The sequence below is a fragment of the Pseudonocardia sp. NPDC049635 genome, assembly GCF_040659795.1.
GTDB lineage: Bacteria > Actinomycetota > Actinomycetes > Mycobacteriales > Pseudonocardiaceae > Pseudonocardia.
The window spans coordinates 1-21,632 of record NZ_JBFAON010000014.1 but is presented as its reverse complement, the minus strand read 5'-3'; the positions used below and the strand labels follow the sequence as shown (position 1 = coordinate 21,632).

18 protein-coding genes, 1 rRNA gene and 2 pseudogenes are annotated in these 21,632 nt (G+C 74.5%); 2 read left to right on the top strand and 19 right to left on the bottom strand.

All coding sequences use genetic code 11. The annotated features are described in order from the left end of the window. The 8 genes and pseudogenes from AB0J24_RS17690 to AB0J24_RS17655 all read right to left on the bottom strand — a co-directional run bounded on the left by AB0J24_RS17690 (window position 1) and on the right by AB0J24_RS17655 (window position 7,361). Complete coding sequence (locus AB0J24_RS17690) at window positions 1-762, bottom strand: pseudouridine synthase (protein WP_358682515.1); 762 nt, start codon at window positions 760-762, stop codon at window positions 1-3. A gap of 5 nt (window positions 763-767) precedes the next feature. Then, window positions 768-1,766 (bottom strand): SMC-Scp complex subunit ScpB, encoded by a 999-nt coding sequence (gene scpB / locus AB0J24_RS17685; RefSeq protein ID WP_358682512.1) that lies wholly within the window; start codon window positions 1,764-1,766, stop codon window positions 768-770. A gap of 370 nt (window positions 1,767-2,136) precedes the next feature. Continuing rightward, window positions 2,137-2,892: pseudogene (locus tag AB0J24_RS17680) on the bottom strand (segregation/condensation protein A); the annotation flags it as partial. Window positions 2,893-2,933: 41 nt separating this feature from the next. Next, window positions 2,934-3,839 carry a ParA family protein gene (locus AB0J24_RS17675; RefSeq protein ID WP_358682509.1) on the bottom strand — a complete coding sequence of 302 codons (906 nt, stop codon included), beginning with the start codon at window positions 3,837-3,839 and terminating at the stop codon, window positions 2,934-2,936. A gap of 191 nt (window positions 3,840-4,030) precedes the next feature. Beyond that, window positions 4,031-4,711 (bottom strand): hypothetical protein, encoded by a 681-nt coding sequence (locus tag AB0J24_RS17670; RefSeq protein WP_358682718.1) that lies wholly within the window; start codon window positions 4,709-4,711, stop codon window positions 4,031-4,033. A 519-nt stretch (window positions 4,712-5,230) separates the two neighbouring features. After that, a pseudogene (locus AB0J24_RS17665) lies at window positions 5,231-5,305 on the bottom strand (hypothetical protein); the annotation flags it as partial. A gap of 132 nt (window positions 5,306-5,437) precedes the next feature. Further along, a complete protein-coding gene (locus AB0J24_RS17660; protein ID WP_358682506.1) occupies window positions 5,438-6,361 on the bottom strand; it encodes a site-specific tyrosine recombinase XerD in 924 nt (307 codons plus the stop codon). Between the two features lie 7 nt (window positions 6,362-6,368). Continuing rightward, window positions 6,369-7,361, bottom strand: a complete 993-nt coding sequence (locus AB0J24_RS17655) for an LLM class F420-dependent oxidoreductase (RefSeq protein WP_358682503.1) — start codon at window positions 7,359-7,361, stop codon at window positions 6,369-6,371. A gap of 58 nt (window positions 7,362-7,419) precedes the next feature. Between AB0J24_RS17655 and AB0J24_RS17650 the strand changes: the two genes are divergently transcribed. Continuing rightward, window positions 7,420-8,358 (top strand): DUF1707 domain-containing protein, encoded by a 939-nt coding sequence (locus AB0J24_RS17650; protein ID WP_358682501.1) that lies wholly within the window; start codon window positions 7,420-7,422, stop codon window positions 8,356-8,358. On the opposite strand, the gene AB0J24_RS17645 is transcribed toward AB0J24_RS17650, so the two are convergent. From AB0J24_RS17645 to AB0J24_RS17600, 10 genes are all read right to left on the bottom strand, one after another. After that, a complete protein-coding gene (locus AB0J24_RS17645; protein ID WP_358682498.1) occupies window positions 8,359-8,994 on the bottom strand; it encodes an NUDIX hydrolase in 636 nt (211 codons plus the stop codon). A 157-nt stretch (window positions 8,995-9,151) separates the two neighbouring features. Next, window positions 9,152-10,909 carry a CTP synthase gene (locus tag AB0J24_RS17640; protein WP_358682496.1) on the bottom strand — a complete coding sequence of 586 codons (1,758 nt, stop codon included), beginning with the start codon at window positions 10,907-10,909 and terminating at the stop codon, window positions 9,152-9,154. Between the two features lie 6 nt (window positions 10,910-10,915). Then, the gene (locus AB0J24_RS17635) at window positions 10,916-11,842 is read right to left on the bottom strand and encodes a copper transporter (RefSeq protein ID WP_358682493.1); all 927 of its coding nucleotides are present in this window, start codon (window positions 11,840-11,842) and stop codon (window positions 10,916-10,918) included. After that, a complete protein-coding gene (steA, locus tag AB0J24_RS17630; protein WP_358682490.1) occupies window positions 11,839-13,014 on the bottom strand; it encodes a putative cytokinetic ring protein SteA in 1,176 nt (391 codons plus the stop codon). Before steA ends, AB0J24_RS17635 begins: the two co-directional genes overlap by 4 nt. Window positions 13,015-13,177: 163 nt before the next feature. Beyond that, window positions 13,178-15,031, bottom strand: a complete 1,854-nt coding sequence (gene recN, locus AB0J24_RS17625; protein WP_358682487.1) for a DNA repair protein RecN — start codon at window positions 15,029-15,031, stop codon at window positions 13,178-13,180. 101 nt (window positions 15,032-15,132) lie between these two features. Then, on the bottom strand, window positions 15,133-16,056 hold the full coding sequence (locus tag AB0J24_RS17620; RefSeq protein WP_358682484.1) for an NAD kinase: 924 nt from the start codon (window positions 16,054-16,056) through the stop codon (window positions 15,133-15,135). Next, window positions 16,053-16,868: a TlyA family RNA methyltransferase gene (locus AB0J24_RS17615; RefSeq protein WP_358682481.1), complete on the bottom strand. Its 816-nt coding sequence runs from the start codon at window positions 16,866-16,868 to the stop codon at window positions 16,053-16,055. The genes AB0J24_RS17620 and AB0J24_RS17615 overlap by 4 nt, the downstream gene beginning before the upstream one ends. Window positions 16,869-16,870: 2 nt before the next feature. After that, the gene (locus AB0J24_RS17610) at window positions 16,871-17,077 is read right to left on the bottom strand and encodes a hypothetical protein (protein WP_358682478.1); all 207 of its coding nucleotides are present in this window, start codon (window positions 17,075-17,077) and stop codon (window positions 16,871-16,873) included. 106 nt (window positions 17,078-17,183) lie between these two features. Then, window positions 17,184-18,179 carry an HAD hydrolase-like protein gene (locus AB0J24_RS17605; RefSeq protein WP_358682475.1) on the bottom strand — a complete coding sequence of 332 codons (996 nt, stop codon included), beginning with the start codon at window positions 18,177-18,179 and terminating at the stop codon, window positions 17,184-17,186. Continuing rightward, window positions 18,169-19,728: a hypothetical protein gene (locus AB0J24_RS17600; protein ID WP_358682472.1), complete on the bottom strand. Its 1,560-nt coding sequence runs from the start codon at window positions 19,726-19,728 to the stop codon at window positions 18,169-18,171. Before AB0J24_RS17600 ends, AB0J24_RS17605 begins: the two co-directional genes overlap by 11 nt. 657 nt (window positions 19,729-20,385) lie before the next feature. Here AB0J24_RS17600 and AB0J24_RS17595 point away from each other — a divergent pair. Further along, the gene (locus tag AB0J24_RS17595; protein ID WP_358682469.1) at window positions 20,386-21,072 is read left to right on the top strand and encodes a hypothetical protein; all 687 of its coding nucleotides are present in this window, start codon (window positions 20,386-20,388) and stop codon (window positions 21,070-21,072) included. 471 nt (window positions 21,073-21,543) lie between these two features. Here AB0J24_RS17595 and rrf read toward each other — a convergent pair. Continuing rightward, window positions 21,544-21,632: ribosomal RNA gene (gene rrf / locus AB0J24_RS17590) — 5S ribosomal RNA — on the bottom strand; the annotation flags it as partial.

The window sequence follows — 21,632 nt, the reverse complement described above, 5'->3', positions numbered from 1 at the left end:
CTACAACCCCACGGCCTTGTAGAGGGAGCCGATCTCCACCCGGTCCAGCGGGCGCAGCTTGCCCGGCTTCTGGTTGCCCAGGCGCACCTCGCCGACCGCCGTGCGCACCAGCCGCTGCACGGGGTGCCCGACCTCGGTGAGCAGCCGGCGGACGATGTGCTTGCGCCCCTCGTGCAGCACCAGCTCCACGGTGGCGCGGCCGGGCAGCGAGTCGACGAGCTTGAACGAGTCGACCCGGGCGAGCCCGTCGTCCAGCTCGATCCCGTCCCGCAACCGCCGGCCCAGGTCCCGTGGGATACGGCCCTCGACCTCGGCCAGGTACGTCTTCGGCACCTCGTAGGACGGGTGCATCAACCGGTGTCCCAGCTCCCCGTCGTTGGTGAGCAGCAGGAGGCCCTCGGTCTCGGCGTCCAACCGTCCGACGTGGAACAGGCGCTGCGCCTCGTTCATCAGCTCGACCCGGTCGGCCAGCAGATCACCGATGCAGGGGCGGCCCAGGTCGTCCGACATCGTCGAGTGCAGGCCGCGCGGCTTGTTCAGGGCCAGGTAGACCTGGTCGTCGCGCAGCGTGACCCGCGCACCGTCGACGTGCAGGACGGCGGTGTCCGGATCGATCCGGCGGCCCATCTCGCGGACGGTCACGCCGTCGACCTGCACGCGGCCCTGCGCGATCAGCTCCTCGGCGGCCCGCCGTGAGGCGACACCCGCGCGGGCCAGCACCTTCTGCAGCCGGACTCCGTCGGGGTCGTGTGTGTTGCTCATGTCCTCTAGCTTTCCAGGTCGTCGATCGCGTCGATGTCGGGCAGCAGCGGTGCCAGCGGCGGCAGCTCCTGCACCGAGGACAGCCCGAGCCGCTCCAGGAACAGCTCGGTCGTGCGGAACAGTGTGCCCCCGGTGTGCTCCTCGGCACCCGCCTCCTCCACCAACCCCCGGGTGAGCAGTGTCCGGAGGACGCCGTCGCAGTTCACCCCACGGACGGCGGCGACCCGCGCCCGGGTCACCGGCTGCCGGTAGGCGACGACGGCCAGGGTCTCCAGTGCGGCCCGGGTCAACCGGGCCCGCTGGCCGTCGAGCAGCAGCTTCTCGACGTACGGGGCGTAGCGGTCGCGGGTGTAGAACCGCCAGCCGCCACCCACCCGGCGCAGGTCGATGCCGCGGGCGTCGGCCGTGTAGGCGAGCGACATCCGGTTCAGGGTCTGCCGGATCCGGGCCGGGGGCTGGTCGAGGGTCGTCGCGAGTGACGCCTCGTCCACCGGGGTGTCGACGACCAGCAGCAGTGCCTCGAGGACCTTCTCCAGCTCGGTGTCATCGGTGAGCTCCCGCCCGGCCTCCTCATCGGGAGGCTCTGTGTCACCGGGAAACTCGGTGTCACCGGGGAGCTCGGTGAACGGCGGCTTCTCCGGGGCGGAGCGCTCCCCGTCCGGTTCCGCCCCCGCCGCCTGGTCCGGCGTCCCGAGACCGGCGACGGGTGCGCTGCCGCGACCACCCGGACCCGGCCGGTGCGGGCCCGGCACCACGGTCGGGTCGTCGTGCCGACCGGATCGGGGCCGGTGGCCCGTCACTGGCCGTGGCGCACCGCCGTCCGCAGCACCGCCGTCCGCAGCACCGCCGTCCGCAGCACCGCCGTCCGCAGCACCGCCGTCACCTGCTGCGCTGCGGTCCCTGTCGGCGTGCGGGCTGCGCGGCACCGTGCGGCCGATCAGGCGCATCAGCTCGGACGGGTCCTCCGGGTCGTCGGAGCCCGGCCGGTCGTCCGGGTCAGTCACCGGTCGTCCCGGTCCCCTCGCGATCGGGCACTGTCCCGTCCCACGGTCCCGCACCGGCCGCCGGGTCGTCGGAGCCGCTGCCCGCGGCCCGGTCCGACGTCGTGACGCCGCCGTCCCTCTGGCGGATGTCCCCGTCGTCGTCCGGCGCCCCGGAGCCGTCCAGGTCCGAGCCGTCCAGGTCCGGATCCGCATCGGCGTCCTGCGCGCCCGCCCCGTCGCCGTCCGTAGCGGCTTCCGGACCCGCCGCACCGTCCCCGTCGCGGTTCTTCTTCCTGCGCCGCCGGTTCCTCGCCCGCACCGCCTCCTCCGCCGCGGTCCGCTCGTCCTCCAGCGCGGCCGCGTAGGCGACCGGGTCATCGGCGCGGTCCGCGGTCCAGGTGACGGTCAGGTCCGCGAACGGCTCCGGCTGCTCCAACGCGACCGAGCGCTCCCGGTAGAGCTCCAGCAGCCCCATGAACCGGGCGATGACCTCCAGCGTGCCGACGCAGTCCGCGGTCAGCTCGGCGAAGGTGGCCGTACCGGCCGCGGCGAGCCGCTCGCGCAGCAACTGGGTGTGCTCGGCGACCGACACGTGCACCGCGTGCAGGTGGTCGACACCGACCTCCTGCGGCGGTCGCGGCCGGAAGACCGCGGCAGCGAGCTCGGCGAACGCGTTCGCATCGACCCCGAGCAGCACCTCGGGCAGCAGCTCGGCGTACCGGTCCTCCAGCGACACCGACCGCGGGAAACGGCGCATCGCGCCCTTCTCGAGCTCGACGAACAGCTGCGCGGCCTGCTTGTAGGCGCGGTACTGCAGCAACCGGGCGAACAGCAGGTCGCGGGCCTCGAGCAGGGCGAGGTCCTCGTCGTCCTCGACCTCGGCACCCGGCACCAGCCGGGCCGCCTTCAGGTCGAGCAGGGTCGCCGCGACCACCAGGAACTCGGTGGTCTCGTCGAGATCGGCGTCGTCGCCGAGATCGGCGAGGTGGGCGATGAAGTCGTCGGTGACCTTGTGCAGCGCCATCTCGGTGACGTCGAGCTCGTGTTTGCCGATCAGCTGCAGCAGCAGGTCGAACGGGCCCTCGAAGTTCACCAGGCGCACCGTGAAGCGCCGTGACCGCGGGGCGGCGACGTCGCCGTCGTCCAGGTTCTCCGGGACGGGCCCACCCGGGCCGTCGGCCAGCAACGTCACCGGGCGATGACCTCCCGGGCCAGCATCCGGTACGAGGCAGCCGCGTGGGAGTTCGGCGCCCACACCGTGATCGGCTCGCCGGCGACCGTGGTCTCCGGGAACTTGATCGTCCGGTTGATGACGGCGTCGAACACCTTGTCACCGAACGCCTCGACCACCCGGTCGTGCACCTCCTTGGTGTGCAGCGTCCGGGTGTCGAACATGGTGGCGAGGACGCCGAGCAGCCGCAGGTCCGGATTGAGCCGGTCGGTGACCTTGTCGATGGTGTCCATCAGCAGCGCGACCCCGCGTAGCGAGAAGAACTCGCAGGCCAGCGGGATCAGCACCTCGTCGGCGCAGGACAGCGCGTTGATCGTGAGCAGGCCGAGCGAGGGCTGGCAGTCGATCAGGACGACGTCGTAGTCGGGCAGGAACCGCTTCAGGGACCGGCCGAGGGCCTGCTCCCGGCCGACCTCGGTGACCAGCTGCACCTCGGCCGCGGACAGATCGATGTTGGACGGCAGCAGGTCCATGTTCTCGACACCGGTGTCCTGCAGCACCTCGTCGACCTCGACGTCACGCTCCATCAGCAGGTTGTAGACCGTCGCCTCGAGCTGGTGCGGCTGCACGCCGAGCCCCACCGACAGCGCGCCCTGCGGGTCGAAGTCGACGAGCAGGACCTTCCGGCCGTACTCGGCCAGCGCGGCCCCGAGGTTGATGGTGGACGTCGTCTTGCCGACGCCGCCCTTCTGGTTCGCCACGGCGATCACCCGGGCCGGGCCGTGCACGGTCAGCGGCTCCGGCTCCGGGGCTCGGCTGCTGGTGCTGGGGATGCCTCGCCCCGGGGTCGCTGACGACTCGTCGGCCGAGTCGTCAACCGAGTGGTCGAGCCGGTCCTGGGGCTCCGGCCGCGTCGGGTTCATGCGGTCTCCGGTCTCGTCGTGGGGTGCGTGCCGGGTCCTCGGTCAACTGCACTGATCCCGACCCGCACTGTAGGAACCGCCCCCACGTGCGGCAACGCGCCTCGCCGTGCACCTCGCGAACTGATGTCGCAACCTTACCCGCGCACGGTGGCGGTTCCCCGGCGCCCGGGCCCGGCGTGTCGCCACGCATCTCAGCCGGGTGTGACCGACACGCCCCCGGCCGTGCTGCGCGCGATGATCCGGTGGTCCGCCCCGGGCTGGTCGGGCACCTCGACGGTGCTGCTCCCGGCGGTCGTCTCGGCGGTGACCCAGTAGGCGGGCCCGATCGGCACCCGGACGTCGACCTGCCCGGCCGTCGACTCCGCGGTCACCTCCGGTGCGGCCTCGGCGAACCGGAGATCGACACCGCCCGCCGTGGACGAGGCGGTCACCGACCCCGGCCCGAGTCCGGTGCCGGTCACGCCGCCGGCACTGGTGCGCACGTCCTGCTCACCGGTCAGCCCGGAGATCTCGATCCCGCCCGCGGAGAGCTCGACCCGCGACGAGGCCGCGGCGGGCACGGTGACCACCAGCCCGGCCTGGCACCGGTCGGTCCCGGGGTCCGGGCAGCGTGCAGTGATCCGCAGGACGTCCCCGTCGAGCCGGTGCTCGACCTGCGGTTTCGCGTCCCCGGTCCAGCGCAGGTCCTGCTCGACCGAGGACTCCGCACCGGCGACGAGCCGCACCGGCCCCGCGTCCGAGTCGATCTCGACCCTGGACACCGTCCTGTCGATCCGGTCGTCGACGTTCTCCTGCTGCTCGGGTCCGTTGCTCCCGCACCCGGCCGCCACCAGGCACGCCACGACCCCGACGACCCACGCTCCGTATCGCATCGATCCCGGAACGTAGTACCTCCGGCCGCGGGGCCGACCGCCGGGTCCGGTGATCACGGATCGGGCACCCCGCCGTTCGCCGCGCGAGGGTTCGGGTGCCCGATCCGGGATCAGCGTGCGAGGCGGAGGGCGTGCCGGATCTTCGGCGACGACGCGAGCCGGCGCGGTGTCGAGGTCGTGCCAGGTCACCCGCAGGACCGTCAGCGGACGGCCGGTGAGCCGGAGACCATGACGCAGCATCCGGTCGACGGGGTCGAGGTCACGTCGCCGCACCCGGACCCCGGTTCGGGGCCGTCGGCGCCGGCTCCGGGGCACCGTGAGATCGACGACCGCGGGCGCGACGTCGAGCATCCCCCACCACCAGGCCGCCGCCGGCCCGGAGACCACGGCATCGGCGCCCCACAGACCGGCCGCGCGGATCCGCGCCCGCGGTCCGAACTGCTGTCCGCGGTCGTGGAACACGCCGGGGAACGGCGCCGACCACCGGCCGGCCGCGACCCGCCGCCGGGCTGCCTGCGCGGCGATCCCGCAGGCAGCGGCCTGGGCGGCGGTGATCACGCCGTCCTGTTCGCGAAGCACCCGGGCCGGATCCATGCCCCGACGCTGCCCGGCTCCCGCCGCCCCGGGACCGGACCGGGCGAGACCGTTCGCCCGCGCGAGCCCCGGTGATCACGGATCCGGCACCCCGACGTTCGCCGCGCGAGGGTTCGGGTGCCGGATCCGTGATCAGCCGAGGGCGCGCGGATGTGCGGTGGCGTAGACCTCGCGCAGCGTGTCGACCGCGACGTGGGTGTAGACCTGGGTCGTCGCCACCGACGAGTGCCCCAGCAGTTCCTGCACCACGCGCACGTCCGCCCCGCCGGAGAGCAGGTGCGTCGCGAAGCAGTGCCGCAGGGTGTGCGGGGACACCGATGCGACCACCGCCGGTTCCAGACCGGAGGCCTCGGCCGCCGCGCGCAGCACGTGCCACGCGCTCTGCCGGGACAGCCTTGCGCCGCGGGCGTTGAGCAGCAACGCATGACTGCCGGTGCCGCGGCCGGCGAGGACCGGCCGGGCCCGTACGAGGTAGGCGTCGACCGCGGCCAGCGCAGGCCGCCCGACCGGCACGATCCGCTGCTTGTTCCCCTTGCCGTGCAACAGGATCGTCCGAGCTCCGGGGTCGAGGTCATCGAGGTCGGCGCCGACGATCTCGGAGATGCGGGCGCCGGTCGAGTACAGCAGCTCCAGCAGCGCCCGGTCCCGCAACCCGGTCGGGCCGTCGGCCACGCAGCCGGCGAGGAGCTGATCGACCTGGTCCACCGAGAGTGCCTTCGGCAGCCGGGACGGCAACGACGGCGGTGCCACCGCGGCGGCGACGTCGGTCGGGACCAGCCCCTCCCGGGCCGCGAACCGATGCAGCCCGCGCACCGCCGCCAGCGCGCGTGCCGCCGACGACGCCGCGAGCGGCCGCTCCCCGGTCCGCAGGGCCGTCACGAACGCCGCGACGTCGGCCTCGCGCACCGCGGCGAGATCGTCACGGCCCGACGACGCCAGATGCCCGGTGTAGCGGGCCAGGTCGAGCCGGTACGAGCGCAGCGTGTTCTGCGCCCGCCCGCGCTCGACGGCGAGGTGCCCGAGGTAGTCCTCGACGACCCGCTCCGGGGACGGCACCGGCGGTTCAGCCGCGCAGCGCCGGGACGACCTCGCGCTCGAACAGCTCGATCCCGGACCGGTCGTAGGCGGCCTCCGGGAAGTAGCAGATCGCGTAGCTCATCCCCTTGTCCCGCAACGCCGAGAGCTTCTCGATGATCTGCTCCGGCGTGCCGCAGCCGGGCATCCCGCGGAACGCACCGAGCGCGCCCTGCGCCTTCTCCTCCCCGACGAGCGGCTCGAGGCGCGCGACGAGCTGCTGCAACCGGTCCTCCACCTCGTCCTCGGTGTGACCGATCGCGATGTTGTAGTTCGCCGACCGGACGATCGCGTCGAAGTCGGTGCCCAGCTCGCGACAGTGCCCGGCGAGGACCTCGGACTTGTGGGCGAAGCCCTCGGGGGTGCCGTCGAAGTTCGTGTACTGGGCGTACCTCGCGGCGATCTTCAGCGTGACCTTCTCACCGCCACCGGCGATCCAGAGCGGGATGCCGCCGTCCTGCAGCGGCTTCGGGGCGACGATGGCACCGTCGACCTGGTAGTGCTTCCCGTCCAGGGTCGCCCGGCCCTCCCGCCAGGCCTGCGCGAAGATCTGCACGCCCTCGTCGAGCATGCCGAGCCGCTCACCCGGACGCGGGAAGCCGTAGCCGTAGGCCCGCCACTCGTGCTCGTACCATCCACCGCCGATGCCCATCTCGACCCGGCCCTTGGAGATGACGTCGCAGGTCGCGGCCACCTTCGCCAGGTAGGCGGGGTTGCGGTAGGCCATGCACGTGCACATCTGGCCAAGCCGCACCCGCTCGGTGCTGGCGGCGAACGCGGCCATCAGGCTCCACGCCTCGTGGCAGGCCTCGTCGGTCGGCGCCGGGACGGTGTGGAAGTGGTCGTAGACCCACACCGACTCCCACACGTCGCCGCGGTCGGCGTACTCGGCGAGGCCACGCATGACGTCCCACTGGGCGTTGGTGTCGATTCCGACGAGATCGAGTCGCCAGCCCTGGGGCACGAAGAGTCCGAAGCGCATGGACCGAGCCTAGAACCGGCACTCGGACCGCGGCACGCCCGGGGATACCGTCGCCACCATGAGCACCGGGGAGATCGGTTACGCCGAGCAGGAGGACGCGGTGCGGGTGTTGTCCCAGCACTACACCGGCGGCCGGTTGGAGGTCGAGGCGTTCGACGACCGGGTCCGGCGGGCACGGGCGGCCGGGACCTGGGCCGAACTGGCGTCGCTGTTCAGCGACCTGCCCGAGCCGCACCCGGTGTTCCCGCCCGGAGCCGTGCCGGGGCCCGGCGGTGCGGACGGCGCGACCCACCGGTCCGGGACGACGGCGGCGTCCCCGGCCGACGCACCGGACCCGGCCACCCGCACCGCCGACACCGCGGCGGCCCCCGGTGGCGCAGGGGCGCCCACCGGCACCGCAGCACCAGCCGGGACGGCGGCGGCTCCCGACCCCGCCGTCCCGGCCGATGCCACCCCGGGCTCCGCCGCTCCGGCTCCGACGAGCCGGAGCGGCCCGACCGCCCACACCTGGCAGCCCTACCCGTACCGCGATGCCCAGGACCCGGCCACCTACCCGGGCCGGGGCGCCGAGCACCGTCACCCGCCACCGCCGTGGCCTGCGGCGCCCGATGCCCAGCAGCCAGGCTTTCCCGGGTTCGCGCCCGGGTACGAGTCCGCCCCGTGGCAGCACGGCGGGTCTCCGCCCGCCTACCCGCCGCATCCCGGCCCACCCACCTACGGGGTGTACGCCGGGTACGACCCGGCCGCACCGTTCGGGCGGGAACCCTATTCGGGGCGGCCGTACTCGGACCGGCAGCGGATCGTCGGCGGTCTGCTGCAGATGTTCCTGCCCTTCGGCGTCGGCCGGTTCTACACCGGGCACACCGCGATGGCGGTCGCGCAGCTGCTGGTCACCCTGTTCACGTTCGGGTTCGGCGCGATCTGGTCGTTCATCGACGGGATCGTGATCCTGGCCGGGAACCCGACCGACCCGGACGGGCGGCCGCTGCGCCCATGATCAGTCGCCGTCGCGGCGGCGGGCGAAACGCTCCGGCCGGTCCACCCATTCGGCCCCGACCGGCCGCGGCTCGGCGTCCCCGGCCAGCACCGACCGTGCCGCGAGCAGGCCGGCACAGGTCACCGCGTTGACGATCTCACCGGCGAAGACCATGGCGACGGCGTCGTCGATCGGGATCCAGCGCAGCTCGATGTCGGCCTCCTCGTCGTCCCCGAGGTCCGGGCGCGGGCGCTCGGTGAGCCCGCGGGCCAGGAAGATCCGGACGGACTCGTCGGAGAACCCAGGCGACGGGACGACGTCGAGCAGGACCGACCAGTCGTCCGCCGCCAGCCCGGCCTCCTCGGTGAGCTCGCGGCCGGCCGTCACGACCGGGTCCTCCCCCGCGACGTCCAGGAGACCGGCCGGGAGCTCCCAGAGCCGGCGCCGGACGGCGTGCCGGTACTGGTAGAGCATCCGTACCCGCCGGTCGTCGTCGACGGCGAGCACGGCGACCGCACCGGGGTGCTCCAGGATCTCCCGGGTGGCGACCCGGCCACCGGGCATGACCACCCGGTCCGACCGCAGTGCCATGACCCGGCCCGAGTAGATGTCGGTGGCCGAGCGGACCGGGAAGTCGTGCTCTCCGGGGCGGGTCACGGTCCGGCGACCGGGGAGGTGGGGCCGGTGGCCGGCCAGCGCCTGATCTTCACCTCACGGGACACTACTGCTCCCGTCCCGCCCCGCCCCGCCCCGCCGCGGCGTTCACCCGTGCGGGTCGCGATCCGGTCTCGCTCCGGGCGCCGGGGGCCGGCCGTCAGGTCGGTCCTGCGGTGCTCTCCGCCGGGGCGACGCCGTTCGTGGCCTCCTGCGCCCCGGTCTCCTCCGGGACGCTGCCGTGCCGGCCCGGCAGCTCCACCGGCAGCCGGTCCTCCGCCCGGTAGCGCAACGCGGCCCGGACGAACGCCGCGAACAGCGGGTGCGGCCGGGTCGGGCGGCTCTTCAGCTCGGGGTGCGCCTGGGTGCCGACGAAGAACGGGTGCTCCTGCTCCGGCAGCTCCACGAACTCGACCAGGGCACCGTCCGGTGAGGTACCGAACACCAGTCCGGCATCGGTGAGCTGCTGGCGGTAGGTGTTGTTCACCTCGAAGCGGTGCCGGTGCCGCTCGGAGACCTCACGTGCGCCGTAGGCCTTCGCGACGACCGACCCCGGCGCCAGCACCGCCGGGTAGGCGCCGAGCCGCATGGTGCCGCCCATGTCGCGCTCCCCAGCGACGACGTCGCGCTGGGCCGCCATCGTCGAGATCACCGGGTGCGGGGTGTCCGGGTCGAACTCCGATGAGCTCGCGTCGGCCAGACCGGCGACGTTGCGGGCGGTCTCGATCACCATGCACTGCAGGCCCAGGCACAGGCCGAGGGTGGGGATCCGCCGGGTGCGGGCGTGGGTGATCGCACCGAGCTTGCCCTCGATGCCGCGGATGCCGAACCCGCCCGGCACGAGGACGGCATCGACACCGTCGAGCGCCTCGGCCGCTCCGGCCGGGGTCTCGCAGGTGTCGGAGGGCACCCAGCGGATGCCGACCTTCGCGTGATGGGCGAACCCGCCGGCGCGCAGCGCCTCGGTCACCGACAGGTACGCGTCGGGCAGGTCGACGTACTTGCCGACCAGCGCGATCGTCGCGGTCTCCTGGGGGTGGTGGACGCGGTCGAGCAGGTCACCCCACACCGTCCAGTCGACGTCGCGGAACGGCAGCCCGAGCCGTCGGACGACGTAGGCGTCGAGGCCCTCGCGGTGCAGCACCTTCGGGATGTCGTAGATCGACGGCGCATCGGGCGCAGCGGCGACACCGTCGATCTCGACGTCGCACATCAGCGAGATCTTGCGCTTCATCGCGTCCGGGATCTCCCGGTCGGCCCGCAGCACCAGCGCGTCGGGCTGGATACCGATGTTGCGCAGCGCGGCGACCGAATGCTGGGTCGGCTTGGTCTTCAGCTCGCCGGACGGCGCCAGGTAGGGCACCAGCGAGACGTGCAGGAAGAAGCAGTTGTCCCGGCCGACCTCGTGCCGGACCTGCCGGGCGGCCTCGACGAACGGCAGCGACTCGATGTCACCGATGGTGCCGCCGACCTCGGTGATGACGACGTCGGGGGCGATGCCCTCGGCGTCCGGCGCGGCCATCGCCAGCACCCGGTCCTTGATCTCACCGGTGATGTGCGGGATGACCTGAACGGTGTCGCCGAGGTACTCGCCGCGGCGTTCCTTGGCGATCACCTCGGAGTAGACCTGCCCGGTGGTGACGTTCGCCCGGCCCTGCAGGTTCCGGTCCAGGAACCGCTCGTAGTGGCCGATGTCCAGGTCGGTCTCCGCGCCGTCCTCGGTCACGAAGACCTCACCGTGCTGGAACGGGTTCATCGTCCCGGGATCGACGTTGAGGTAGGGATCCAGCTTCTGCATGGTGACGCGGAGCCCGCGCGCGGTGAGCAGCTGACCGAGGCTCGAGGCGGTCAGTCCCTTGCCCAGCGAGGAGGCGACCCCACCGGTGACGAACAGATGACGGGTGGCGCGAGTCTGCACGGAGTTTCAGCCTACCGATCGCTGCGGAACGGCCGGAACCGGGCCCTGCGAACCGTCACCGGAGCCGTAGTGGCCGGTCCCGCCACCGTTGCGTTCGGCCAGCGCGAGCACCGTCGCGATCCGTCCCGCGCCGGTCCCGACGCCGTCCACCGTGGAGAGCGGGGCGCCGGCCCCGCGGGCCGCGCCGACCGCGCCGTGCGCAGCCGCATCGCTCCCGGCCAGCACGGCACCGGCGCCGCGACGGTCCAGCTCGGCGGCGAGTGCCGTCGCGGTGGCCGCCGACCCGGCGGCGTCGACCCCGCCGAACGGCCCCCCGGTGACGACGACGGCGAGCCGTCCCGCTGCCGGGTCGGCCGCAGGCTGTTCGGCGAACCCCCCGCCGGCGAGCCCGGCGAGCACCGCGGACGCCTGCTGCGGATCGGGCGCGGGTCCGTCCGGCGGTGTCAGCAACGCCGCGCCCAGCAGTCCGCCGGCGAGCGCGCCGGCCTCGGAGGACTCGGGCAGCTGCGCACCGGAGGGAAGCAGTCGCGCCGAGAGATCGCGGAGCTGGTCGGCCCGGGCCGGATCGGTGACGGCCGGGGTCAGCACGATCTCGGAGGCGACGCTCCCCCCGGCCGCGGCGAGGAGCTCGGCGACGGCTCGGGTGTCGGCCGGATCGGCACCGAGCGCGACGACGGTGACCGGTACCCCGGTGAGCGCGCCGCGCACGACGTCCGGCCCGATCCGCGCGGTGAACTCGTCGGCGGACGCCTGCCGGTCGGCGAGCACGTCCCGTTCGATCCGCAGCTGGTCGACCTCGCTCGTGGCGGTGGCGGCGGCGAGCGATGCCGCGACCCGCTGCGGCAGTCCGACGGTCGCGATCACCACGCCGGCCGCGAGCGCGATCACGAAGACCGTGACGAGGGCGATCCGGTGGTAGCGGCGCGAGATCACGCCGGGAACCAGGCCCGCACGGTCTCCATGAGCCCGCGCGCCCACTCCAGCACCGCGGGCCCCGCTCCGGAGACCAGCACCGCGACGACCACGGCGACGACCGCCGCCGCGACGAGCAGCAGCAACGGTGCGAACGACGACCGGCTGCGGTACATCTGCGCGATCATCGCGCCGTCCACCACCGATCCACCGGCCTGCAGCCGGGTGAGGAAGGTGGAGGCGTTGCTGCCGGAGCGGCCGCGGTCGAGGAACTCGGCCATCGACGCGGACAACCCGACGGTGACGATCATCGAGGCGCCGTGGTGGTGGGCCAGCAACAGCGCGAGATCCTCCGGGTTGGCCATCGACGGGAACGTCACCGCGCTGGCGCCGAGGTCCTGCACCCGGTGCAGGCCGGGCGCGTGCCCGTCCGGGAAGGCCGGCACGACGACATCGGCGCCGCTGGTCAGCGCCTGGTTCGACACCTCGGACGGGTCCGCGACGATCAGGTCCGGCCGGTACTTCGCGTTCATCAGCGCGTCGGCGCCCGCGCCCACCCCGATCAGCACCGGGCGGTACTCCTTGATGTAGGAGCGCAGCCGCTTCAGGACGGCGATGTGCTCGAACCCGGCGGCGACGAGGAGCACCTGCCGCCCGTCGAGCGGGACGTCGACCTCGGGGACGCCGTGCCCGTCGAGCAGCAGCGACCGTTCCCGGCGCATGAACTCGATGGTGTTGGCGGCGAACGCCTCGAGCTGATGGGTGAGACCGGACTTCGCCTCGTCGAGGGCGTCGGCGACGCTGTCCTCGGTCTGCACCCGGCCCTCGCCGAGCGGCTGCTCGCCGGAGTAGAGCACGCCGTCGTGCAGCCGGACCTTCGCGCCGTCCTTGACCGCGTGCATGAGGTCCGCGCCGCAGTCGTCGACCAGCGGGATGCCCGCCTCGACGAGCACCTGCGGGCCGAGGTTGGGGAACCGGCCGGAGATCGACGGGGCGGCGTTCACGACCGCGGCGACCCGGGCCGTGACCAGCGCATCGGCAGTGGCCCGATCGAGGTCGACCTGGTCGATCACGGCGATGTCACCGGGCCGGAGCCGGCGCAGCAGCGCCTCGGTACGGCGGTCGGTGCGGACCGGGCCGGTCAGGCCCGGCAGCTCCGGTCGCGAACGGTGCAGCAGGCCGGACAGCTTCATGGAGCGAACTGTGGCAGGTGGGGCGGCTGTGACCACGCAGGCACGCCGCACCGCCCCGGCGCTTCCGCCCCTCGGTGCAGTGTTGTCACCCGGTTGCCGGATCCCCGGGACCCCGGCCGCCGCAACCGGCGCTGCGCTCGCGGCGCAGGGCCGCCCGGCCCGGTCAACCGGCCCGTGGAACCCCGCGTCGCCGGGCCCGCGCCGTGGTCGTCGCCGCTCCGGTGCGGCGCGATCGCGCCTCGGCCAGGTCCGCGGGCTCGGCCGCTGCGAGCTGCTCCCGGCGATCTGCCTCACGGTGCGCGGTCGCCGCGGCGAGCAGCTCCTCCGCGTGCGCGCGGCCGGTGTCGGTGTCGTCCATCCCGGCGAGCATCCGCGCCAGCTCGGCGGCGCGCTCCGGCTCGGCGAGCCGCCGCACACTGGAACGGGTGACCCCCGATCCGGAGGACTTCTGGACCACCAGGTGCCGGTCGGCGTAAGCCGCGACCTGGGGCAGGTGCGTCACGACGATCACCTGGTGCCGAGCGGCGAGCCGGGCCAGCCTGCGGCCGATCTCCACCGCCGCCCGGCCACCGACACCGGCATCGACCTCGTCGAACACCATGGTCGGCACCGGGTCGGCGCCGGCCAGCGCGACCTCGAGCGCGAGCATCACCCGGGAGAGCTCACCACCCGAGGCTCCCTTGTGCAGGGGCTGCGGCGCGGCCCCCGCGTGAGCGACGAGGCGGATCTCGATCTCGTCGACGCCGGCGGAACCGGCATGGCACTCGCGGCCGTCGACGACAAGCACCGGGCCGGAGTCGCCGGCCGGGCGCGGCGCGACACCGACCTGCAGCCGGGCGTCGCGCATCGCGAGACCGGCGAGCTCGGCGGTGGTCGCCTCGGCCAGCCGCCCGGCCGCCTCGGTACGCGCCGCGGTCACGGCCGCTGCGTGCCCGGCCAGCTCCGCCGCCAGCTCGTCGCGCCGGGCGGCGAGCGCCGCCAGCGCGTCGTCGGAGGTGTCGAGGCCGCTCAGCCGCTCGCGCGCGGTCCGCGCCCACTCCAGCACGCCGTCGGTGTCGGCGGCGTACTTGCGGGTGAGTGAACGCAGCTCGGCCTGCCGGGCGAGCACCTGCTCGAGCCGCTCCGGGTCGGCGTCGAGCCGGTCCAGGTACCCGGACAGCTCGGCACCGGTGTCCGCGAGGACGGCGAGCGCCTCCGCGAGCCGCGGCCCCAGCTCCTGCAACGCGGGATCCCCGCTGCCCTCGACCAGGGAGCGCGCCTGCCCGACCAGATCGACCGCACCGGGGGCCTCGCCGTCGTCCGGCCCCGACAGGGCGGCCCGGGCGGACTCCGCCGCGGCGCGCAGGTCGTCGGCCTCGGCCATCCGGCGGGCGAGCTCGACGAGCTCGCGGTCCTCCCCCGGCTGCGGGTCGACGGACTCGATCTCGACCAGGCCGTGCCGCAGCATGTCGGCCTCCTGGGCCAGCCGGCGGGCATTGCCCCGGCGCTCGGCCAGCTCGGCCACGACGGTGAGCCACTCGCCGCGGACCCTCCGGTACTCGGCCAGCGGGACGGCGACCGGCCCGCCGGCGAACCGGTCGAGCAGGGCCCGCTGGTCGGAGCTGCGGAGCAGCCGGAGCTGGTCGTTCTGGCCGTGCACGGCCAGCTGCGCCTCGGCCAGCCGCCCGAGCACCCCGACCGGGACCGACCTGCCACCGAGATGGGCCCGGGACCGCCCGTCGGCGGACACGGTGCGGGCCGCGATCAGCGTGCCGTCCTCGTCCGGCTCGGCACCGACCTCCTCGGCCAGCTCGACCGCTCCCGGCGAGGCTGCGAACCTGCCCTCGACGACGGCCCGCCGAGCCCCGGACGACACCCGCGAGGACTCCGCGCGGCCGCCACCGAGCAGGTTCAGCCCGGTCACGACCATGGTCTTGCCCGCGCCCGTCTCACCGGTGAGCACGGTCAGCCCCGGGTCGAGCTCCAGGGTCGCGTCATCGATCACTCCGAGGCCCTGGATCCGCATCTCGGCCAACATGAGTGGGACCATACGTTCGAACCCCGACCGAAATCAGCGTCGACACGCGCGAGCACGCGAACAGATGTTCGTACGGTCGCTCCTGTGCGACGAGCGGTCGATCAGGTGTTCGAGGACCGGCGTTGCTGCGCGCCTCGCCAGCCGCGCACCGGCAGATCGAACTTGCGAACGAGCCGGTCCGCGAAGGGTTGCGCCGCCAGGCGCACCATCCGCACCGGCTCGGCCGCCCGGGTCAGCTCGACGCGGGCCCCGGGCGGGACCGCGATCGTCCGGCGTCCGTCGCAGTCGAGCACGGCGGACGGCCCCTCCGCCGAGACCTCGATCGCGACCGCACTGTCCGGCGCGATCACCATCGGCCGGGCGAAGAGGGCGTGCGCGTTGCTCGGCACCACCAGCATCGCCTGCACCTGCGGCCAGATCAGCGGGCCGCCCGCGGAGAACGCGTAGGCGGTCGAGCCCGTCGGCGTCGAGCACAGCACGCCGTCGCAGCCGAACGACGACACCGGCCGGCCGTCCACCTCCAGCACGACCTCCAGGATCCGACCACGGGTGGTCTTCTCGACGACGGCCTCGTTGAGCGCCCAGGTCCGGCCCAGCACGTGACCGTTGGAGCGGACCACCGCCTGCAGCGTCGTCCGTTCCTCGACCTCGTAGGCGCCTGCCGCGAGCTTGTCGAGCGCCTCGTCGAGGGTGTCCTCCTCGGCCTCGGCGAGGAACCCGACGTGGCCCAGGTTCACCCCGAGCAACGGCACCCCGGACGGCCGGGCGAGGTCCGCCGCGCGCAGCAACGTCCCGTCGCCACCGAGGACGAGGACCGCCTCCGCCCCGGCCGCACAGTCCGGGCCGGCCGCCACCTGCAGGGGTGCGAGGTGTGCGGGAAGGTCGGGATCGGCGCCGATCTCGGCCCACTCGTCGGCCAGCACCCGGGTCCGCAGGCCCAGCGCGGCCAGTTCGCCCATCACCCGCACTGCCGTCTTGCGGTTCGCCGGGCGCCCGGTGTGCAGGACGAGCAGGACCTCCCTCATGCCGGGCCGTCCGCGACGGCGGCGGCCAGCATCGGCTCCGGATCGGCAGCGGGGCCGGGGTCGCCGTCGGGGCGGCGCAGGTGCAGGAAGTACTCGACGTTGCCCGACGGGCCGGGCAGCGGGCTCGCCACCGCGCCGAGGACCTGCAGGCCGTGCTCACCCGCCGCGACGGCGACACCGCGCAGCGCATCGACGCGCAGTGCGGGATCGCGCACGACGCCACCCGAACCGAGCCGGTTCTTCCCGACCTCGAACTGCGGTTTGACCATGGGGAGCAGCGACCCGCCGGGCGCGGTGCACGCGGCGAGCGCGGGCAGCACGGTCCGCAGGGAGATGAACGACAGGTCGGCGACGGTCAGGTCGACCTGCCCGCCGATCTGGTCCGGCTCCAGAGCACGGACGTTGGTGCGATCGTGCACCCGCACCCGCTCGTCGGACTGCAGCCGCCAGACGAGCTGTCCGTAACCGACGTCGACGGCGACGACCTCGCGGGCGCCGCGATCGAGCAGCACGTCGGTGAACCCGCCGGTGGAGGCGCCGGCGTCCAGGCAGCGCAGCCCCGCGGGATCGACCACGGTGAACGCGTCGAGCGCGCCGAGGAGCTTCTTCGCCCCGCGCGACGCCCACTCCGGGCCGTCGTCGGGCCGGACCACGACGGGCGCGTCCCGTTCGACGACCGTCGCCGGCTTCTCGGCGGGCATGCCGTTCACGGTGACCCGGCCGGCCGCGATGAACTCCGCGGCCTGGCCCCGCGATCGCGCAAGCTTGCGCCGGACGAGCTCGGCGTCCAGCCGGGCACGGATCGGTGGCACGCTCAGCCCCGTTCCGAGTCGGCGCCCAGCGCGCGGCCGAGGGCGCCGTGCACCCGCTCGAAGGCGGCAGGGTGCTCGGAGACCGGCCGGCCGTCGAGATCGTCGAGGCCGGCCACCGCGGCCTCGACGTCGGCACGCAGCGCGCTGACCGGGCGGACTTCCGCCTGCCGCGGGTCACCGGGGCGCGGGCCGGGGGTGGGGACGCTCATCGCTGATCTCCGGGGACGGGGGTCTCGCGGGCCACGGTAGCCGAACACGCCGGGGCGCGATCGCGGGCACCGTTGTGGCCCGGTCCCGGCCGGCGGGGCCGACGGTTCAGGCGCCGATGCCGAGCTCGGCGAGCGCGGCGGCGGCCGCAGCGCCCTCGGCGCTCACCCGGGTCTCGCCGTGCTCCCAGGCGAGGGCACACAGTGCCCGGAGCGCATCGACCGCCGGGTCCGGTCCACCACCGCGTCCGGTGAGCCGCAACCCGTCCGGTCCGTGCTCGACCTGCCAGCCGGGGCGCGGCCCGGGCGACAGCTCGTCCGGGTGCCTGCCGAGTGCCGCGAGGTCGGCGCCGATGTAGGTGGGCCGCAGCGCGGGTGGCGCGGCGAGCAGGTCGGCCGCCCCGTTCACGCCGGTCAGCACCATCAGTGACGGCACCCCTAGCGCGTTCGCACCCTCGATGTCGGTGTCGAGCCGGTCCCCGACGACCAGCGGGCGGGTCGCATCCCCCTGCGCCTCCCGCAGCAGCCGGGCCGCCGGCTTCCCCGCGACCTGCGGCTGCGCCTCGGTCGCGGTGCGCACGACCTGCACCATGGAACCGTTGCCGGGCAACCGGCCGCGGTCGGTCGGCAGGGTCGGATCGACGTTCGTCGCGACCCACAGCGCGCCGGCCCGGACCGCGACGACGGCCTCGGCGAGGTTCCGCCATCCGGTGTCCGGTGAATGTCCCTGGACGACGGCGACGGCCTCGGCCGCCGTGGCGACCACCGTGAGCCCGCGGGCGCGGACCTCGTCGGCGAGGGCTTCGGTACCGACGACGAGGACCGGTGAGCCGGCCGGGAGCTGCTCGGCCAGCATCGTGGCGGCGGCCTGTGAGCTGGTGCGCACGTCGGCGATCCCGGCCGGGAAACCCAGCTCGGTCAGGTGTGCCGCGACGTCCGCGGGACTGCGGGACGCGTTGTTCGTGACGTAGACCGTCCGCACTCCCCGCGCTGCGGCGGCGAGGACGGCGTCCAGCGCGCCCGGCACGACCTCGGGGCCGCGGTAGAGGGTTCCGTCCAGGTCGGCGAGCAGGACGTCGTGCCGGGACAACAGATCATCGGTCATGGCTGCGCCGTTCCGGGTCGACGACCGTGCCCTCGGCCGCTGTGTCCTGTGTGGCTGTGTCCCCACCGGGCGTGTCCTCAGCGGCTGCGTCGTCGGTGGCCGGGTCCTCGCTGACCGGGTCCTCGGTCGCCGGACCCTCGGTCGTCGGGTCCCCGGTCGCGAGGTCGCCGGCGGTCGCGTCCTCGGCGGCAGCGTCCTGGGTGGCCGGGCTCTCCGCTACAACATCCTCGGCGGACGTGCCCGACCCGGCGGCCTCGTCGGTCGCGGACCCGCCCGCCACCGGCTCGTCGACCCGCCCGCGGGCGGGGCCGATCTCGTCGGGCCGTCCGGCCATCGGCTCCTCGATCGGTTCCGATGCCGTTGTCGCGTGGGCCGCCGGGTCCTCGTCGGACCGGTACTCCGCCGCCGGGCCCTCGCCGTCCGTCGGCCCGTCAGTCGGCGCCGGCCCGTCGGTCGGCGCCGGCTCACCGGGCGGCACCGGCTCACCGGGCGCGCGCCCGGTGAGGTCCACGGCTCCCGCCGCGTCCACGGCGGGAGCCTCGTCCACGGCGGGAGCCTCGTCCGCCGCGCGGTGGGCCCCCGGGCCTGGGGGCGGCCCCGCCTCCTCCGGCAGCTCCTCGTAACCGATGGTCAGCTCGTCGTCGTCGGACGGCGGGAGATCCTCCCCCGTCAGTTCGGCGATCCGGAGGGCGGCGTCGGTCTGTCCCTCGGTGTCGGCGTCGTGGGCATGGACGAACCACTGGATGGCGTCGGCCTCACGACCGGCGGCGAGCAGGTTGTCGGCGTAGGCGTAGAACAGCCGTGGGCTCCACGGGTCACGTGCGGCCGGGTCGAGCTCGGGCACCTGCAACCCGACGACGGCGGCGTCCAGCTCGCCGAGATCCCGCCGGGCACCGGCTGCGACGATGAGCAGCTCAATGCGCTCCTCCCGGCCCAGGTCCCGCGCCTCGGGACTGCGCGCCAGGTCGAGTGCCCGTTCTGGGCGACCGAGGGCACGCTCGATGTCGGCCATCACGTGCACGTGGCCGGGCCCCCCGCCCATCCGGCGGGCGGCACGGAACTCACCGAGGGCCTCGTTCCACTCACCCGCGTGGTAGGCGACGATCCCGGCCGCCTCCCGCACCACCGCGATCCGCGATGCACGTCGCCGGGCGTACCGGACGTGCTCCAGCGCCAACGCCGGGTCCTCGTCCACCAGCACACCGGCGGCGACCAGGTGCCTGGCGACGCTTTCCGCGGTCTCCTTCTGCAGTCCGCGCAGATCGCGCCGGACCCCGGGGTCGAGTTCGGCAGCCGAGACCGAGTCGGGGAGATCCGGCTCGGCGACGAAGGTCCGCTCGGCGGACTCGGGGATACGACGGGGACGCTCGCGGCGGTCACGCTGGTCGGGGCCGCCGTGCGACCGTCGCCCGGGCCCGCCGCGGCTGTCGTCGCGGCGCGCCGGCCGGTCGTCCCGGTGACCGCGATCGGCCCGGTCGCGCTGTGGCGCCTGCCGGCCGGAGGCCACCGCCCCCGACGCGCGCTGGTCGCCGGTGTGCGTCGGTGCCACGGCCGCGGCCTGGTGGGGTTGCTGCGGTGCTCCGCCGCCCGTCCTGTCCGCTCCGGGGTCGGGCTCGACACCCGACGGCAGCTGCGCCTCCGCCGAGGACGGCCGGGTGTCCCGCTCCGACCGGACGGGCCCGACCTGCTCACCGGGGCGGACGTCGCCGCCGTGCTCCGCCGTGCCCCGGTGGAGCTCGGGGCCGACAGGGTCGGTGCCCCTGCGGACAGCCTGCTCGTCAGCGTCGTGACGGACCTCGCTGCGGCTGCCCGCCGAATCGTCGGCCGATCCGCCACCGGCCCGGACGTCCCGATCACTGCGCGACGCGGTGTCCCGCTCACGGAACGGGCGCTCCGGTCGTGCTCGCCGGTCGTCACGGTCGCGCCGTGGCCGGTCTGCGCGGTCGTCGCGATAGGTCCCGCCCGCACGCCGGTCGTCGTAGGAGGGGCGCCTGCTGCGCGAGTCGCCCGGCCCCGGGATTCCTCCGCGCTCGTCCCGGCCACGGAAGCCGCGGTCGTCGCGGCCGGGCCCGGATCCTCGGCGCTCGCCCCGGTCTCCGAACGACCGGCTCCGGTCGTCCCGTCCGCCGGTGGGGCGGCCGCCGCTGTCGCGGTAGGAACGGGTCGGCCGGCCTTGGCCTGCACGTCCACCGCCCTCGACGCTGCGATGGCCACCGTCACGGGGGCGGTCGTCCCGGCGGGGCCCACGAGCGTCGTCACGGCGGCCGCGCTCTTCCCGCCGCACGCCACCCTCGTCGGGCCTGCCGTCGCGTCCGCCCCAGGCGCCGCCCGAACCATGCTGATGGCCGCGGCGTTCCCGATCCTCGCGCCCGCGCTGACCACCGGCTCCGCCACGGGACCGGTCGCCGCCGCCGGACCGCTCGCGCTCGGCGCCACGGCCACGCCGGTCGTCCTCGCGACGCCCGTGGCCACCGTCGTCGCGGCGCTGATGACCACCACCGGCACCGTCACCACGTCCGCGGGAACCGCCGGGGCCGTCGTGCGAGCCACGGAACCGGCCACCACCGTCGTGGGCACGGCGGTAGCCACCGTCCCCGTCGTCCCGGCCCCGGTATCCGTCGCGGTCCTGACGACCACGGTAGCCACCACCGCTGCCCTCGCGGCCGCGCTGGCCACCGCCGTCGTCGCGGCGCCCGCGGTGACCGGCCGAGTCGTCCTTGCGGTTGTCGTTCCTGCGGCTGCGGTAGCCGCCGCTGTCGTCACGACCGAAGCCACCGCCGTCGCGTCCGCGCCGGTCACCGTCGGGCTGCCCGCCGGGCCGGAAGCCGCCGCGATCGCCGGCCGGGGCCCCGCGACCCCGGTTGCCGCCGGTGTCGGAACGGCCACCTCCTGATCCGCCGCCGCCGCGGTAATCGCCGGTGTCCCGGCGTGCGCGCTGGGCGCCGCCCTCGTCCGTACCGCGGTAGCCGCCACGGTGCGGGCCGCCGCTGCCACGAGGCCGGTCACCGCTCCTGCGGTCGGCCCGGTCGTCACGCCGGCCACGCGGGTCGCCGGATCGTCCGGCGGCCCCGCTCTGCGACGAGCCGCTGCCGCTCTGTCCCCAGCCGGAGCCGGACCGGGAGCCAGACCCACCGGGCCGCTGCGACCGTCCGCGGTCACTGCCTCCCCGGCCGCTGCCGGGACGTTCCCCGTCCGTCACGTGGTCAGGGTACAAAGGGACACCATCACTTCCGCGGTCGGACGACCGCAACGAGCGGACCGCTACATCGCGCCGGGACAGCGGAGACGGTCACAGACAAAGAAAAAGAGGGGGAGCCTGCACGGTGATGACACCGGACACGGACTCCCCCTCTTGAAGGTTGAATGTCGGCAGCGACCTACTCTCCCACACCCTGTCGAGTGCAGTACCATCGGCGCGGAAAGGCTTAGCTACCGGGTTCGGAATGGGACCGG

Excerpts from the sequence above, each read along its gene's own strand:
- AB0J24_RS17620 (WP_358682484.1), bottom strand. The coding sequence starts at position 16,056 with ATGAGGGAGGTCCTGCTCGTCCTGCACACCGGGCGCCCGGCGAACCGC.
- AB0J24_RS17605 (WP_358682475.1), bottom strand. The coding sequence starts at position 18,179 with ATGACCGATGATCTGTTGTCCCGGCACGACGTCCTGCTCGCCGACCTG.
- steA (WP_358682490.1), bottom strand. The coding sequence starts at position 13,014 with ATGAAGCTGTCCGGCCTGCTGCACCGTTCGCGACCGGAGCTGCCGGGC.
- AB0J24_RS17595 (WP_358682469.1), top strand. The coding sequence starts at position 20,386 with ATGGCCACCGTCACGGGGGCGGTCGTCCCGGCGGGGCCCACGAGCGTC.
- AB0J24_RS17670 (WP_358682718.1), bottom strand. The coding sequence starts at position 4,711 with ATGCGATACGGAGCGTGGGTCGTCGGGGTCGTGGCGTGCCTGGTGGCG.
- recN (WP_358682487.1), bottom strand. The coding sequence starts at position 15,031 with ATGTTGGCCGAGATGCGGATCCAGGGCCTCGGAGTGATCGATGACGCG.
- AB0J24_RS17650 (WP_358682501.1), top strand. The coding sequence starts at position 7,420 with ATGAGCACCGGGGAGATCGGTTACGCCGAGCAGGAGGACGCGGTGCGG.
- AB0J24_RS17655 (WP_358682503.1), bottom strand. The coding sequence starts at position 7,361 with ATGCGCTTCGGACTCTTCGTGCCCCAGGGCTGGCGACTCGATCTCGTC.
- AB0J24_RS17610 (WP_358682478.1), bottom strand. The coding sequence starts at position 17,077 with ATGAGCGTCCCCACCCCCGGCCCGCGCCCCGGTGACCCGCGGCAGGCG.
- AB0J24_RS17690 (WP_358682515.1), bottom strand. The coding sequence starts at position 762 with ATGAGCAACACACACGACCCCGACGGAGTCCGGCTGCAGAAGGTGCTG.
- AB0J24_RS17675 (WP_358682509.1), bottom strand. The coding sequence starts at position 3,839 with ATGAACCCGACGCGGCCGGAGCCCCAGGACCGGCTCGACCACTCGGTT.